Source organism: Dyella sp. CR10 (assembly GCF_055814425.1).
Genome location: NZ_CP185986.1, coordinates 4397542 through 4410464 on the forward strand (window position 1 = coordinate 4397542; position 12923 = coordinate 4410464).

The following is a 12923-nucleotide window of genomic DNA, read 5'->3' on the forward strand; positions in this document are numbered from 1 at the left end:
ATGGTCTCCGACGCTCTCGCCGGCGTGCTCGCTTCGCGCCGCGCGCTGCTCAACCAGCGCGTGGCCGAGGCCCGGCATCGCCAGCCCGCGCTGGACACGGCCGCGTTCGGCGCGTTCGTCACCGGCACGCTCGACGCGATAAGCGCGGCAGTCGATGCCATCGACCCGCTGAGCACCGGCGCGGTCGTGGAAGCCGGCTTCGATATCGGCCTGAACCTGGTCGGACAAGGGCTGGCCGGCCCCGCCGCACGCCTGCCGTGGGTCGATCGCGCCTGGCAGGCGCTGGCGGCGGCGGTGGCCCCGTTCATCGCGCAGGCGCCGACGGAGACGCTCGGCCTGCTCGCCAACGCCGTCGTGCGCCTCGGCAGCGTGCGTGGCGTGCGCGTGGATGCATGGATCGAGCACATGCGCGAACTCGCGCCACGATGCCGCAACCTGGACGACCTGCGCGCGCTCGGCGCACTGTGCGCCTGGCGCGCCGGCATGGCGCACCTGCGCGAGCCGGCGCTGGCGCAAGCAGCGCAGCTCGATCCCGCGCTCGCCGCTGCCGCGCTCGGCGCGCCGGACACGCCCTGGCACGACCTGCACGAACGCCTCCGCACCGATCGCTGGTGGAACCCGGCCACCGGCGGCGTGGATGCACAGGGCCAGACCGTCGGCGGCTTCAGCGGTCTGGACGGCCCCTTCGCCGTGCCGCCCGAGGTGCGCGGTGACGCCGGCCATTTCGTGGCGGAAAGCGCGGGCCGCCATTTCCTGCTGATGGCCGACGCGTTCGGCGCGGTGGTGCTGCCCGCGTCTCCCGGCGAATTCGCGCAAGCCGGCGCCATGCAGGCGCCCGGCGTAGCGATCACGCCGCGCGGCGGCAGCGTGCATGGCCGCGAGATCGCCTTCGCCGTGCCGGGCGAGCGCATGAAAGCCGTCGCCGGCGGCGACAGCGTCGCGTTCTTCTCGCCGTGGTCGCATCACGTGCGCATCGTGCCGGCCCGCGCGTGAGCGATCTGCTGCCCATCGTCCCGACGCTGGACCGCTGGCAGGCCGCCTGGCCCGCCGCCCTGGCGGCATGGAGCCGCTTCACGCGGCTGCGCGATCCGCGCCTGTGCGAAAGCCGCATGGAAGCAGCCGCCGAAGGCCTGGCCGGCAGCTTCGCCATGATCCGGCTGGCCGACCAGCGCGTGGTGATCGACCTGGAGGAAGTCGAACGCCTCGAACTGGGCGATCACGCCGAGGAAATCCTCGCGCACGAGATCGGTCATCACGTGCTCGCGCCGGCCACCGCCACCGACCATGCGCGCCTGCTCGCGCGCATCCGCCATGCGCTGCCCACGCTCGAAGCGCACGCGCCAATGGTGGCCAACCTCTACACCGACCTGCTCATCAACGACCGCCTGCAACGCCAGTGCGGCCTGCGCATGGCCGACATTTACCGCCGCCTGAAAGAACGCGACACGAGCAAGGAAACCTCGCCCGTGTGGATGCTCTACATGGGTATCTACGAACAACTCTGGCAGCTGGAGCCCGGTTCGCTCGGGGGGCCGGTGAACGATGCCGCGCTGCGCGGCGACGCCTGGCTCGGCGCGCGCGTGGTGCGCGTCTATGCGGGCGAATGGATGGATGGCGCCACGCGCTTCGCCGCGCTGCTGTTGCCGCACTTGCTGCGCTCGGTCACCGACTGGCGCGTGGACGCGCTGATGGATACGCGCCATGCCGGGCAGGGCAGCCAGCCGGTCGGGCTGGAGCGCATCGAAGACGGCGAGCTGGACCAGGCCATGCATCCGGCCAACGATCCGCGCATCACCGGCGAAGAAGCGCCGACCGAGCCGCCGTCGGTCGATGGCGGCCTGGCGCCGCCGCCGAACCGCCAGGCCACCGGCCAGACCCGCGAGCCGTTCGAGTACGGCGAGATCCTGCGCGCGGCCGGCCTGGACCTGGACGATCACGACATCGCCGTGCGCTATTACCGCGAGCGCGCGCTGCCGCATCTGATCCGCTTCCCGTCCCGTCCGCAGCCGCGCGTGACCGAGCTGCTGCCGGAAGGCCTGGAGCCATGGGAAGCCGGCGATCCGCTGGATGCGCTGGACTGGATGCAGAGCGTGCTGCAATCGCCGCGCGTGATCCCCGGCCTCACCACCGTGCAGCGCACCTATGGCGAAGCGCCCAGCCAGGACCCGGCGGATGAACCGATCGACCTGGATCTGTACGTCGACAGCTCCGGCTCGATGCCGAACCCGCAGCGGCAGCTCTCCTACCTCGCGCTCGCCGGCGCGGTGATTGCCCTGTCGGCGCTGCGTGCCGGCGCGCGCGTGCAGGTGACGCTGTGGAGCGGCAAGCACCAGGTGCTGCATACGGATGGCTTCGTGCGCGCGGAGGACGCGATCCTGCGCGTGCTGACCGGCTTCTTCGGCGGCGCCACGGCCTTCCCCATCCATCGCCTGCGCGACACCTACGCGCGACGCGGGCCGTACGAGCGCGCCGTGCACATCCTGCATATCTCCGACGACGGCATCACCACGATGTTCGACCAGGACGAGCGCGGCGGAAGCGGCTGGGACATCGCCGCGAGCGCGCTCGCCAGCGCGCGCGGCGGCGGCACCATGGCGCTCAATCTGTACACGCCGCTGCCAGCGCATATCGCCGCCGCGGATCGCCCGTGGATGGCGGATCTGCTGCGCGCCGGCAAAGCCGGCTGGGACATCCATGCGGTGCGCGACATGGCCGACCTGCTCGCCTTCGCGCGCGAGTTCAGCCGGCGCCACTACGATCGCAGCGGAGGCGCCGCATGATCGTGCTGTGGCGCGTCATCACCACCTGCAACCTCGCCTGCGGCTTCTGCGCCTACGACCGACGCCTGCGCGTGCCGCGGCAAGCGATGCAGACGACCGAAGTCGAGCGCTTCGCCAACCTGCTGGGCGACTACCGCGCCGCCAGCGGCGAGGATGTCCTGCTCAGCTGGCTGGGCGGCGAGCCCTTGCTGTGGCCGGGTGTGCTCGCGCTGTCGCGGCACCTGCGCGAGCGGCATGGCCTGCGCGTGAGCGTCACCACCAATGGCAGCACGCTGCATCGCCCGGGCGTCGCCGAAGCCGTCGCCGCGGCCTTCGACGAAGTGACCGTCAGCATCGACGCACCAGGCGAAGTGCACGAACAGTTGCGCGGCTGGCCCGGCGGCTGGCAGCGGCTGGAGCGCGGCATCGCGCGCCTGGCCGCACAGCGCGACACGCATGGCACGCCGCGGTTGCGCGTCAACACCGTGCTGATGCGCGACACGCTCGCCCCCTTCCCCGCGCTGTGCGAACGCCTGGCCGAGTGGGGCGTGGACGAGATCACTTTCAACCAGCTCGGCGGCCGCGACCGCCCCGAATTCCATGCGACCCAGGCGCTTCGTTCGGTCGACGTGGCCTGGCTGCGCGCGACGCTGCCGGCGCTCGTCGCGCGCTTGGCCGGGCGCGGCGTGCGCCTGTGCGCCAGCGACACCTACCTGGAGCGGTTCGAAGCGAGCGCCGCCGGTCGCGCCATCGCGGTGGACGATTGCGCATCGCGCCGAGCGACCCTCTTCATCGACGAGCATGGCCGCATCGCGCCCTGCAGTTTCACGGTCGACCATCAGCCCCTGACGGTGAGCGAAGTGCGCACCGCGCACGACATCGCCGCCCTGCGCGAGCGCCTCGCCGCACGGCACCGCGCCGCGCCCGCCGCAGTCTGCCGGGACTGCCCCTCCACCCAGGTCTTCGCCAAGTTCGGAACATGAGCATGCCCACCGCTCCCTCGCTCGAACGCCTGCTGCGGCGGCTGATGGAGACGCCGCCGGACTTCCTCGCGCCGCCGTGGCGCGGCGGCGAAGGCCAGGTGCGTGTCGCCGCCGTGGTCAACGACGTGCTTGCCGCTCTCGACGGCCAGGCGCCGCTGCCTTTGCTCGCCACGCTGTCTGGCGAGCTGACCGCGGTATCCGCCAACCAGCTGACGCTGTCGGCCGTGCTGGCCTGGCTGCTCGCCGACGAGGCATGGCGCGACACCGGCATGACCTCCGCCGCCTTGCCGCCATTGTTCATTGAGACGGTGCCGGCACTGGCCGCCGAAGCGGCAGCCTCGCGCTATGTGTACGAGCCGGAACGGCGCGAAGAACTGGCGCGCACCGCGATCGCACGGCTCGGCCTGACGCCCGATGGCGAAACGGCGGCGCAGGCGGCGGACCGCCTGGCCAGCGTCAGCGGCGTCGAACGGCGCCGCCTGCTCGACGCCAGCCGCGAAGCGGAAGCTCGCGCGCGCGCCATCCGCGAAGCGCTGGCGCGCAAGGCCGCCGAGGAGTCGGCGGACAAGTGGACGCGCGAGTGAGCCGCGAACCGACCGACGCGCAACGCTATCCCACGCTCAGCGACGCGGGGCAGGCCATGCTGCGCTTCATGCGCGAGCATCCCAGCGCGCCGATGCTGCGCAACCAGAGCGGCAACCGCTTGCTCGCCGACGAGGTGGAAGCCTTGCGCGCCTACGAGCGCGAGATCGCCTGCGCACGTTTCGAGTGGCATACGCGCCAGCCGCCGCCATGGCTGGGAGCCTTCGTCGCCGAGGTCCATGCGCAGGTGCCGCACTATCGGCAGCTTGGCCGGCCTGCCTCCTTCCACGACATCGCCAGCGTCGACCGCGGCGATCTCGCGGCCGATATCGCGCGCTTCGTGCCGGATGACGTGCCGCTGGACCGCATGATCAATTTCCGCACCACCGGCACCACCGGCCATCCGCTGGTGCTGCCGTCGCATCCGCTCGTAGCCGGGCGCTACCTCGCCTTCCACAAGCGCGCGCTGCGGCGCGCGGGCGTCGAACTGCGCCATGGTCGCGGGCAGGTCGGCGTGATGCTGCTGGGCATGCAGCGACGGTGCTTCACCTATGTCTCGGTGACGCCGACCATGGACGAATCGGGTCTGGCCAAGATCAACCTGTATCCGGACGACTGGCGCGATCCCGCCGATCGCGCACGCTATATCGACGCGATGCGACCGGAGGTCATCGCGGGCGATCCGATCTCGTTCGCCGCGTTGCTGGAATTGCCGGTGACGCATCAGCCCGCCGCGTTGATCTCGGTATCGATGGCCTTGTCGGCATCGCTGCGGCGCACCTTGGGCGACCGCTTCGGCTGCCCCGTGCTCGACGTCTACTCGATGAACGAGGCAGGCCCGCTCGGCGTCTACGATGCAAGCTTCGATGCGTTCGTGCTGCTGCAGCCGCGCATGTATGTGGAAATCCTGGATACCGACGGCCAGCCGGTGCCGGCGGGCCAGCCAGGCGACATCGCTCTCACCGGCGGTTTCAACTTCTGCCTGCCGCTGCTGCGCTACCGCACCGGCGACCAGGGCGTGCTGGTGGATACCCCCGAAGGGCCGGGCATCGCGAAGCTGCACGGGCGTCGTCCCGTGCGCTTTCTCACCGGCACCGGCCACTGGATCAACAACATCGACCTGACCCACGCGCTGGCACCGCTGCCGCTGTCGCGCTACACCGTGCACCAGGGTGCCGATGGCGCGGTGAGCGTCGGCCTGCCGCCCACCGAAATGAGCCATGCGCGCGAAGCGGCCGAGCGCGTCTCCGCGGCGCTGCAAGGACGCACGGTGCGCATCATCGAACTGACTGGCGAGGACAAAGTGCTGCAATACACGACCGACCTGCCCGGAGGCACGGGCGCATGACCTTGGTGGAAGGCGCGGCCAACCTGCTGGCCACCGCATCGATCCTGCTGGCCGGTCGCAACAGCGTGCATACCTGGTGGACCGGCATCGTCGGCTGCGCGCTGTTCGCGCTGCTGTTCTGGGAGACCCGGCTGTACGCCGACGTGCTGCTGCAAGTGTTCTTCGTCGGCGCCAGCGTGGTGGGCTGGTGGTTCTGGAGCCGGCACGGCGACCGCGCGGAGCTGCCGATCGGCCAGACCGCGCCGCGCCTGCTCGCCTGGTTCGGCGTCGGCGCGGCCGTGGCGGCCGTCGCCTATGGCTCGCTGCTGCATCGCTTCACCGATGCGTACGCGCCCTTCGCCGACTCGGCCGTGCTGGCGCTGTCGGTGCTCGCGCAGCTGCTGCTGATGCGGCGGCGGATCGAGACCTGGCCGATCTGGCTGCTGGTCAACACCATCGCCGTGCCGCTGTACGCCTCGCGCGGCCTGATGCTGACCGCCGTGCTCTACGCGGGGTACTGGGTCAATGCGCTGGTGGCCTGGCGCCATTGGCTGCGCCTGTTCCGGCGCGAGCAAGCGGTCGCATGAAGCGTTTCGGCACAGGCCTGGTGGTGGGCAAGTTCTGTCCGCTGCATCGCGGCCATCAGTACCTGCTCGATCGTGCGCAAAGCGAATGCGAACGGCTGGTCGTCATCAGCTACACCAAGCCGGAGTTTCCCGGCTGCGAACCGGCGCGGCGCGAGCGCTGGCTCGCCGACCTGTATCCGGATGCCGAGCGGCTGGTATTGGACGATGCGCGGCTGGCCGGCCAATGCGCCGCGCTCGGCCTGGCCACGACGCGCCTGCCGCACAACGACGCGCCCGATGACGAGCACCGCGGCTTCGTCGCCTGGCTGCTGCGCGAGGTGCTGCGCGCCGAAGTGGACGCAGTGTTCACCAGCGAGAGCTACGGCGAGGGCTTCGCCCAGGCGCTGAGGCGCGCGCAGGCTGCGCATGGCGGCGCCGGCGTCGTGCACGTGTCGGTCGATGCCGGTCGCGTCGCGGTGCCGGTCTCGGGCACGGCCGTGCGCGCCGATGTGCATGCCTTGCGCGACCGCCTGGACCCCGTCGTCTATCGCGACTTCGTCCGGCGCGTGGCGATCCTCGGCGGCGAGTCCACCGGCAAATCCACGCTGGCGATCCTGCTGGCCGAACGCATGGGCACGCGCCACGCCGCCGAGTACGGCCGCGAGCTGTGGGAGCGCAAGGACGGCCAGCTCGTGCATGAGGACATGCTGCACATCGCGCAGGTGCAGGTCGCCCGCGAAGAGGCGCTTGCCGCCGCGGCGCACCGCTTCCTCATCTGCGACACGACGCCGCTGACCACGCTGCTCTACGCGCAGGCGATGTTCGGCCAGGCCGACCCGGCGCTGGAGACGCTGGCCGAGCGTCGCTACGACGAGGTGCTGCTGTGCGCGCCCGACACGCCGTTCGTGCAGGACGGCACGCGGCGCGACGAGGCCTTCAGGCAATGGCAGCATGCGTGGTATTTGCGCGAGCTGGACGCCCGGCGCGTGCCCTATCGGCTGCTCACCGGCGCATGGCAGGAGCGCCTGGACGGCGCACTGGACGCACTGGCGCCTCCCGTCGCCGGCTGACCGCCGCGCCGGGCACCCCTTGGCGGGGCGCCCGGCGCATCGTTCAGAACGCCACGCTCAGGTTCAGGCGCACCGCCTGGTCCTTGTTGCCGCTGGCGAACTGGCCCTGGTAGCTCGCATCCATCGACACGCGCGGACTCCAGCGCCAGCTCAGGCCGCCTTCGACGACCGCCGCGTGCCTGGCCATCGGCACGCCATCCACGGTGAAGCTCGAGCCGCCGACGGCGAAACGCTCCTGCACCGACGATGCCGTGGCGCCCCAGGCCTGGCGCCAGCCGAGGCCGGCATGCGCGTGTACCGCGCCCTGCGGATCCAGTCCGACGTAGAGGCGCGTACCCAGCGTGGCGGTCGTCGTGTCGGTGCGCTTGCCTGCGGCGTCCAGTGCCGCGGCAGCGTTCGCCTCTTCGATGGCGTCCGTGCGCAGACGCATGTGGGCGACGTTGAGATAGGGCTCCAGCGCGGCGGTGCCGAACTCGAAGCGATAACCGCCCTCGACATAACCATGCGCCAGGTCCGCGTCGTAGCGAGCCAACGCGCTGGCGGCGCCGCCGGCCAGGCCGAGTTGGCGCTTGCTGTCTACGCGCTCCCACGCGTAGGCCACGCCGGCGCGGGCCTGCCACGCACCCCATTGCGCACCGCCGTAGATGCCCAGGTGCGTCGCGTGCACATCTGCCTTGTCGCCGCGCGCAACGATGCGCAGCGCTTGCTTGCCCACGCCGCCAAAGGCGCCGAGCTTCGCCTGGTCGCTCACGGCGACATCCGCGCCCACCAGCAGACCGCTGCTGTCCGCGTTGAGGCGCGAAGTATTGCCGTCGCCATCGATCTGGCCGGCGCGTCCCCACGCCGACGTCCATGCCGTGACGCCGCCGCGGCTGGCCGAGCGGTCGCCGATGCCATCCTGACCGAGCAAGCGGCGATTCACCGCGTCGCGCACGTAGTAGCTGTCGTCCAGCAGGGCGGTACGCGTGCTCGCGTGCAGCTCGCCCGTCAACGGGTCGTAGCTGGCGCGCGCGTGCAACGCGTCCATGCCCAGGATCGCGTCGTAGACCGCACGGCCACGGCCCAGGCTGTCGATGGCGCCAGCCACCGCGCGCTGGTTGGGCGTGGTGGCGACGCTGGCCATGGCGATGTCGTTGCGCTGCATCGACAGCGTCACCGCATTGGCGGTGTAGGCGAGCGAGGGCGTAAGGAAGGCCAGATTGCTGCTGACGCCGTCGAACTGGCCGCTGATGCCCTGGCTGGCGCTGAGCATCGTGTAATCCGTACGCGCCGCATAGCTGCCCGGCTGCGCGAGCACCACCACGTTACCGCCCTGGATGCTCGCCTTGCCGCTCGCGACGATGCGGTCGCTGCCGCCGTCCGGCTGCACTTCCAGCTGATAGGTGGAGCCCTTCTGGAACACCGCGTCGCCGTTCACCCGCAACGTGCCGATGGAGTTGCCTGGCGCGATGGTGCCGGCCAGATCCAGCCCGCCGATGCTGCCGATGCCATGCAGCGTAGCGCCCGTGCCGACCGCGACCTTGCCGCCCAAGCTCGCGCCGGCGTGGCTGTCGTCGCCGATCACCAGCGTGCCGGCGGTGACCGTGGTATCGCCATCGAAGCTGTTGGCGCCGTTGACCACCAGCGTGCCGCCGCCCTGCACGCGCAGGTGGCCGTGGCCGCTGAGGATGCCGTCGAACACGCCGCGGTCGCTCTGGGCGAATACCAGTCCACCATTGTCTACGATCGCACCCCGCAGCGTATGCGTATCGCCTTGCAGCGTGCCCGCCGCGATCGTCGTGCCGCCGCTATAGCTGTTGGCGCCGGCCAGAATCAGCGTGCCCGCGCCGGTCTTGGTCAATGCGCCGCCCGTGATCGCGCCGGAGACGGTGAGATCGGCGTCGGTCTGCAAGCTGCCGTTGCCGGCGAGGTTCAGCGTGCGCGCGGTGGCGAAGGCCGAGGTAGTAGCCAGCGTGCCGCCGTTGAGCGTCACCGCGCCCGTGGCAAGGCCGAGATTGGCATCACTGCTCACCGATACCGCGCCGCCATTGATGACGGTGCCGCCCGCGTAAGTGTTGTTTCCGCCCAGCGTCAACGTGCCGGTACCGGTCTTGGTCAGCGCGCCAACACCGCCGATCGGGCCGGACACGGCGAGGTCGGCATCGGCCTGCAACGTGCCGTTGCTGGCCAGGTTCAGCGCGCGTGCGGTGGCGAACGCGGCCGTGGTCTTCAGCATGCCGCCGTTGAACATCACGCCACCCGACGCGTTGCCGAGATTGGCATCACTGCTCACCGACAACGTGCCGCCGTTGATGACGGTGCCGCCGGCATACGTGTTGGCGCCGGCGAGCACCAGCGTACCCGCGTCGGTCTTGGCCAGACCGGCGCTGCCCGTCAGCGCGGTGCCGATGGTGGCGGTCATGCCCACGCCGGCGCTGGAGCCGTCGCCCACGCGAATCGCCGGCATGCTGCCGTTGCCGACCAGTTCGAGCGTGCCGCCGGCGACGGTGTAGCCATCCGTCGCGAACTGCATGCCGGTGGCTTGCACCGCGCCGGCACTACCGTCCACCGTGACGGTGCCGGCCGCGCCGCCGAACATCGCGAAGCCCGGCTGCGGCTGCATGGCTGCGTTCGGCGCGCTGCCGATCGCGTCGGTCCACTGCGCCGCGGTCGCCGACCAAGTGCCGCTGCCGCCGCCCATCCGCGCGGAGGAGGCCAAGCCGTTGGCGTTCCAGAAGTTGAGCGAAAGGCCGGTGGCGTCGATCAGGTTGATCTGCTTCTGCGCGGCGAGGTTCTGCCACAGCAGCGTGCGGCCCGCGGGCGTCGTGCCGAGGGCGATGTCGCCATTGCTTTCGCTCAGCGTGCCGCCGTAGGTGAATACGTTGTACAGGCCCGGCCCCATGCCGAGATCGGTGACGTTGAGCGTGGCGCCGTCGAGCGTGAGGTTGCCGCCGACGTGCACGCTGTCGCCCGTCCCCGCGGTATGCATGTCCGCGCCGGGCGCGCCGAACTCGTAGTCCAGCACGCTGCCCTGCGCGAGATGGAGATCGCCATCGATCGCGAGCGTGCCGATCGAATGGCCCGGCGCCAGATGCGCGCCGCCAAGCAGTTCGACGTTGCCGCCGATCTCGCCGTGCCCGCCCAGCATGCTGCCGCCGCTGACACTCACGTTGCCGCCCAGCACCGCGCCGTTGCCGGCAACGCTGCCGACGACCAGCGCACCGCTCGTGACGGCCGTGCTGCCGGCGAAGCCGCGGCTGTCGCCATCGAGCACCAGCGTACCGCCGCCGTGGTAGTTCAGTGTGCCGTCGCCGGCGAGCGAGCCCATGAAGGTGTCCGTGCCGGCGCCGGTGATATCGAGCAGGGTGCGATTGAGTGTCAGCGTGCCGTTGCCGCCCAGTGATGCCAGTTGCTGCGCTTCGTTGGCAAGGCTCGCCGCCGCGCCGCCGGCGATCCGCAGCGCGCCGGTGCCGAGGCTGCCACTGTCATTCACCGCCAGCGTGCCGCCGCTCACGACGGTATCGCCGGTATACGTATTGGATCCGCCCAGCGTCAGCGTGCCCGTGCCTTCGTGCACCAGCGCGCCGGTGCCCTGGATGTCCCAGTTCGCCAGCGCCTGGTCCGCGTGGTTCCACACCAGCGTGCCATCGTTACGCGCGCCGCCGCCAAACAGGCGAATGGCGTCGGAGGCGCCGCCGCTGCCGATCTGGAAGGTCGAGCCGGCGGCGATGGCGATGCCCGCCAGGCCGCTTTCGCTGCCACTGTCCAGCACGGTGCCGCCGCCACCGACGTTGAGGAAACCCTCGCCGTAGAAACCACGCTGCAGCGCGAGTGTCTGGCCCGCGCCGATCGAGATCGTCGCCCAGCGGTTCATGGCGACGGCGGCGCCGATCGATGCGCTCGACGCCACGTCGAGTTCGCCGTCCAGCGAGAAGTTCGCGGCTGGCGCGATGGCAATGCCGCCACCGATCTTCAGCACCGCGCCGGACGACACGCTGAAGCTGGCATTGTTCTGCACGATCAGATCGCGCACCGCCAGGTCCGTGGCCGTGCTGCCGTCGCCGATGCGTACGAGGCCATGCAAGGCGGTAAGCGCGTCGACGCTCTGCGTGCCCGCGGCGCCACTGAACACGATCAGCCCCCGCGTGCTGGCGGGATCGGCATTGAGCACCAGGCTGCCGCCGGAGAGCTGTCCGGTGAATGTGACGCGGTTGTTGAGGTAGTTGAGCTGGTTGGCGTTCGCGTTGATGGTGCCGCCGTTGGCGCCCACCGCCAGGTTGCCGCCGTAGGTCACCGCGCTGGTGTTGGTGAAGCTCAGCGCGCCGCCGTTGAAGGCGACCGACGGCCCGAGCTCGGCGCCGCTGTTCGAGGCGACCGAGAGCACGCCGCCATCCAGCACCCAGCCGCCTCCGGTGGCGTTGGTGCCCGTCACCACCCAGGTCGACGAACCGGTCTTGCGCAACGCACCGAAGCCGACGTATTGCGTGCCGCCGCCCGATGCGCTGGCCACGACGCTGGAAAGATCGAAGCTGCCATTGGCGCTGCCGCCCAGCGCGAGCGTGTCGCCGCCTTCGCTGACCGCATTGCCGGCGAGGCTCGATCCGGCCGTCAGCACCAGCGTGTTGCCGCCGCCGCTGAAATGCACGGCATCCGCCTGCGTGCCCGCGCCGTTGTCGCCCAGGCCGCCGGCGATGCTGCCCGCGTTGACGACGGTCGCACCGCCGGTCGCGAAGACGCCGGCTCCGCCCGCGCCACCACCGCCACCGGTGCCGCCCACGATGCTGCCCGCGTTGGTCGCATAGAACGATGCTCCCGCCAAGCCCGCGCCGCCCTTGCCGCCCGCGTTGTTGCCGGAACCGCCGGTGCCGCCGGCGCCACCCGTGAGCGTGCCCTGGTTGACCAGGATGAAGCCCGTGCCGTCCGCACCCGTACCGCCAACGCCACCCGTGCCGCCATTGCCGCCATAACCGCCATGGCTGCCGCCATCGCCACCACGGCCGCCAGTCGCGCTGGCACCAGCCTGCACCGTGAGGTTGTAGCCGTCGCCCACGATGCCGGCACCGCCGGTGCCGCCGGTGCCGCCCGATCCGACTGAGTTGCCGCTGTCGGCACTACCGCCTTGGCCACCGGCGCCGCCGATGTAGAGATCGGTGGTCGTCAGCGGCAACCCCGGCGCGCTGCCCAGGTACCAGCCCGCGTAGCCGCCACCGCCACCACCGCCGCCGCCGCCGCCGCTTGCGCCGCCCGCACCGCCCGCGCCGCCGGCCGCCCAGCCCTGGTAGGCCCCGCCGCCGGCGCCGCCGGCATGATTCACCGCATAGGACGCGCCGCCGCCGCCACCGCCGCTGCCGTTGCTGCCCGCGCTGCCGGGCGACCCCCAGCCGCTGTCCGCGGGATTGCCGCCTACGCCGCCGGCGCCGCCCGATGCGGGCACCGGCGCGCCGGGCTGAGATGCCGCGCTGCCACCGGCGCCGCCATTGCCCCAGTTGCCGACCGGCACGTTGCGCGCGGTGCCCGTCGAGCCGTCGCCGCCGGCCGCGCCGGTGACGGTCGTCGCCCAGGCCGGCGCGCCGTGTGTCACGGCGAGGGCCGCGGCGATGGCCATCGCGATGACTCGCCCGGCATGCTTTGCGCGGCGCGGCCGCAGCGGCGCGCCA

8 protein-coding genes are annotated in these 12923 nt (G+C 71.4%); 7 read left to right on the forward strand and 1 reads right to left on the reverse strand.

What is annotated here, in order from left to right; translation table 11 throughout:
- From ACNR9O_RS19935 to ACNR9O_RS19965, 7 genes are read left to right on the forward strand one after another with little or no spacing between them, the layout of a single operon-like run.
- Positions 1 to 993 carry a hypothetical protein gene (locus ACNR9O_RS19935; protein ID WP_473685535.1) on the forward strand — a complete coding sequence of 331 codons (993 nt, stop codon included), beginning with the start codon at positions 1 to 3 and terminating at the stop codon, positions 991 to 993.
- The gene (locus ACNR9O_RS19940; protein WP_473685533.1) at positions 990 to 2780 is read left to right on the forward strand and encodes a vWA domain-containing protein; all 1791 of its coding nucleotides are present in this window, start codon (positions 990 to 992) and stop codon (positions 2778 to 2780) included. The genes ACNR9O_RS19935 and ACNR9O_RS19940 overlap by 4 nt, the downstream gene beginning before the upstream one ends.
- Positions 2777 to 3742, forward strand: a complete 966-nt coding sequence (locus tag ACNR9O_RS19945; protein ID WP_473685531.1) for a radical SAM protein — start codon at positions 2777 to 2779, stop codon at positions 3740 to 3742. Before ACNR9O_RS19940 ends, ACNR9O_RS19945 begins: the two co-directional genes overlap by 4 nt.
- Positions 3739 to 4326: a hypothetical protein gene (locus ACNR9O_RS19950; RefSeq protein ID WP_473685529.1), complete on the forward strand. Its 588-nt coding sequence runs from the start codon at positions 3739 to 3741 to the stop codon at positions 4324 to 4326. Before ACNR9O_RS19945 ends, ACNR9O_RS19950 begins: the two co-directional genes overlap by 4 nt.
- Positions 4323 to 5672, forward strand: coding sequence for an AMP-binding protein (locus tag ACNR9O_RS19955; RefSeq protein ID WP_473685527.1), 1350 nt, complete (start codon positions 4323 to 4325; stop codon positions 5670 to 5672). Before ACNR9O_RS19950 ends, ACNR9O_RS19955 begins: the two co-directional genes overlap by 4 nt.
- Positions 5669 to 6238, forward strand: coding sequence for a nicotinamide riboside transporter PnuC (gene pnuC / locus ACNR9O_RS19960; protein WP_473685525.1), 570 nt, complete (start codon positions 5669 to 5671; stop codon positions 6236 to 6238). The genes ACNR9O_RS19955 and pnuC overlap by 4 nt, the downstream gene beginning before the upstream one ends.
- Positions 6235 to 7287, forward strand: coding sequence for an AAA family ATPase (locus ACNR9O_RS19965; protein WP_473685523.1), 1053 nt, complete (start codon positions 6235 to 6237; stop codon positions 7285 to 7287). Before pnuC ends, ACNR9O_RS19965 begins: the two co-directional genes overlap by 4 nt.
- A gap of 43 nt (positions 7288 to 7330) precedes the next feature.
- Here the strand turns inward: ACNR9O_RS19965 and ACNR9O_RS19970 are convergent, their stop codons facing one another.
- The gene (locus tag ACNR9O_RS19970) at positions 7331 to 12871 is read right to left on the reverse strand and encodes an autotransporter domain-containing protein (protein ID WP_473685521.1); all 5541 of its coding nucleotides are present in this window, start codon (positions 12869 to 12871) and stop codon (positions 7331 to 7333) included.
- Positions 12872 to 12923 lie beyond the last annotated feature (52 nt).